The following is a 2510-nucleotide window of genomic DNA, read 5'->3' on the forward strand; positions in this document are numbered from 1 at the left end:
CCCCTTACCGGAACGCGCCCACCCCCCACCCCCCCCCCCCCCGACCGGCCCGCGCCCGGGGCCGTCGGGGTGGGGGCGGGTAGGGGTGTGGACGCGTACGGGTACGGGCGGGCGCGGGTGTTGGCGGGCACGGGTGTTGACGGGCGGAGGTGTTGGAGGGGTACGGGGGCAAGCACCCGACCCGGGGTACGGGGACGTCAGCCGGTGTCGGCGGCGCGAGCCGTCCAGCGCTCCTCGACCTTGGCCAGCCGCCAGTAGGCGACGGCCACGGCCCAGACGACCACGAACAGGCCGACGATGACGTAGCCGACGTTGTCCAGGTCGAGCCCCGCTATCCAGCCGGTGATCCCGTCGTCCAGGCCGAGCTTGTCGTGCAGGACGCCGACCAGCTCGATCGTGCCGACGAAGAAGGCCACCGCGATGGACAGACCGGTGATGGTGAGGTTGTAGAAGACCTTGCGCACCGGGTTGGAGAACGCCCACTGGTACGCGAAGTTCATGAACGTGCCGTCGAGCGTGTCGAACAGGCTCATGCCGGCCGCGAACAGCAGCGGCAGGCACAGCACGGCGTACCACGGCAGCCCGGCGGCGGCCCCGTTGCCGGCCAGGGCGAGGAGCAGGACCTCCGTCGTCGTGTCGAAGCCGATGCCGAAGAGGAAGCCGAGCGGGTACATCTGGCCGGGCCGGCGGATGGACCGGGTGAGCCGGCCGAGCAGCCGGTTCATGAAGCCCCGCGAGTCGAGGTGGGCCTCCAGCTCGGCCTCGTCGTAGCGCCCGGACCGCATCGCCCTGAAGACCCGCAGGATGCCCAGCAGCGCCACGAGGTTGAGCGCGGCGATCAGGTACAGGAAGGAGCCGGAGACCGTGGTGCCGACGGTGCCGAGGACCTGGTGGGTCCGGGAGCCGTCGTTCATCAGGGTGCCGGCGAGCTTGGCGCCGCCCGCGACCAGCGCGGCCATGAGGACCACGATGCTGGAGTGGCCGAGCGCGAACCAGAAGCCGACCGACACCGGCCGCTTGCCGTCGGCCATCAGCTTGCGGGTGGTGTTGTCGATCGCGGCTATGTGGTCCGCGTCGAAGGCGTGTCGCATGCCGAGCGTGTACGCCGTGACACCCAGTCCGATCCCGAACGCCGTGGTGTCGACCTCGTAGTGACGGGGGATCACGAGCAGGAACAGGATCCCGAACGCGACCACGTGCAGAGCGACGATCACGGCGAGGAGGCCGGCCGTCCGGACGGTGTCCTCGCGGCGCCACCGGAAGGTCGGGGTGGCGGCGGGCCGGGGCCCGCTCTCGGGCACGCCAGTGGGCACGGTCATACGGTCACGCTCCAGCACCTCGTGGATCAGCTTCGTGATGCCGTGGCCGGTCTCCTGGCTGACGGGTCGACGCGCCCGCCCCTGCCTTCCCGGCCGTGCGGCCAGTGGCGTGTAGGGGGCGGGAACTTCCCGATCACAGTGGCGAGGGCCGCTCCGGACTGCGCCCCTGAGGGCGGTCACCGGTCTTCCCGAGCACCACGGCCCGTTCACCCTAGAAGGACGCCCGCGCCGGCGGCAAGGCGGCCCCCGGGGAGCCCGGTGATCCCTCCAACCTCATATCCAGCTCAGGAGTTGCGCGGAGGCCCGCGGTCCGGTCGGTGCCGCTGACATGATCCGGGCGACCGCAGAAGAACGGGGAACCAGACATGTACCTCCGCACCCTCGCCGCCCTGGGCCTCGCGTGCGCCGCGCTGCTCACCGGCTGCGCCACGGACCACGCCGCCGACGCGGACGCCGGGAAGCCGTCACGCCCCGCCGGGCCGTCCGCACCGAGACCGGCCGCGACTCCGGTGGCCCCAGCGGGCACGGCTCCTACGCACACGGCCGGTCCGGCCACGGCCCCCGCGGGTAAGGCCGCCCACCCCATGTTCCACCGGTCACCGGAACTGAACCCGGACGAGATCCTCGCCGGCCGCCTCGAGCCGACCACCGGCAACGCGAGCATCGCCTTCACCGGAGGCAGGAAGGGGGACACCCTGATCCTCGCGCTCCGCTGCCAGGGCCAGGGCGAGGTCAGCGTCACAGTGCGCCCCGTACACGTCGCCTTCACCCTGAGCTGCCCCGTCGACCGGGCCGACACCGTCTACCACGAGGTGCGCGTCACCGGCACCGCCCACAGCGGCACCGCCACCGTCGAGGCCCCCTCCACGGTGCGCTGGTCGATGACCATCGGCCGCGCGCGAGACTGAGCCGGGAGGTGTCATGCCGGCCGGTCCACGCCTCATCACCGATCACCGCGTACCCGCCGAACGAAAAAGCCCAGCTCGGACAATGTCCGAGCTGGGCTTCGAAATGGAGCCGCTTTCGGGATTCGAACCCGAGACCTACGCATTACGAGTGCGTTGCTCTGGCCATCTGAGCTAAAGCGGCGTGCTGCCAGCACTATGGTGCGATCGGCAACGTCGGTAAGTCTACACAGTTTCGCGGGGTGCTTCGTACCGGCCCCGGGGCGGGGGCGCCGGGCGGGGGGGG

Annotated in this window: 2 protein-coding genes, 1 tRNA gene and 1 riboswitch; of the genes, 1 reads left to right on the top strand and 2 read right to left on the bottom strand. The window is 71.4% G+C overall.

Annotated features, from left to right (window positions below):
- Positions 1 to 197: 197 nt before the first annotated feature.
- A complete protein-coding gene (locus tag V7E45_RS39825) occupies positions 198 to 1319 on the bottom strand; it encodes a HoxN/HupN/NixA family nickel/cobalt transporter (protein WP_333779179.1) in 1122 nt (373 codons plus the stop codon).
- A 27-nt stretch (positions 1320 to 1346) separates the two neighbouring features.
- Positions 1347 to 1534: riboswitch (cobalamin riboswitch) on the bottom strand.
- 150 nt (positions 1535 to 1684) lie between these two features.
- On the opposite strand from V7E45_RS39825, the gene V7E45_RS39830 reads away from it, so the two are divergent.
- Positions 1685 to 2227: a hypothetical protein gene (locus V7E45_RS39830; RefSeq protein WP_333779180.1), complete on the top strand. Its 543-nt coding sequence runs from the start codon at positions 1685 to 1687 to the stop codon at positions 2225 to 2227.
- A 104-nt stretch (positions 2228 to 2331) separates the two neighbouring features.
- Here V7E45_RS39830 and V7E45_RS39835 read toward each other — a convergent pair.
- A tRNA-Thr gene (locus V7E45_RS39835) sits at positions 2332 to 2408 on the bottom strand.
- Positions 2409 to 2510 lie beyond the last annotated feature (102 nt).

Source organism: Streptomyces sp. IBSBF 3136 (assembly GCF_036815105.1).
Classification (GTDB): Bacteria; Actinomycetota; Actinomycetes; order Streptomycetales; family Streptomycetaceae; genus Streptomyces.

Bases quoted from the DNA above. Each gene is read 5' to 3' on its own strand.
- V7E45_RS39825 (WP_333779179.1), bottom strand. From the start codon at position 1,319: ATGACCGTGCCCACTGGCGTGCCCGAGAGCGGGCCCCGGCCCGCCGCC.
- V7E45_RS39830 (WP_333779180.1), top strand. From the start codon at position 1,685: ATGTACCTCCGCACCCTCGCCGCCCTGGGCCTCGCGTGCGCCGCGCTG.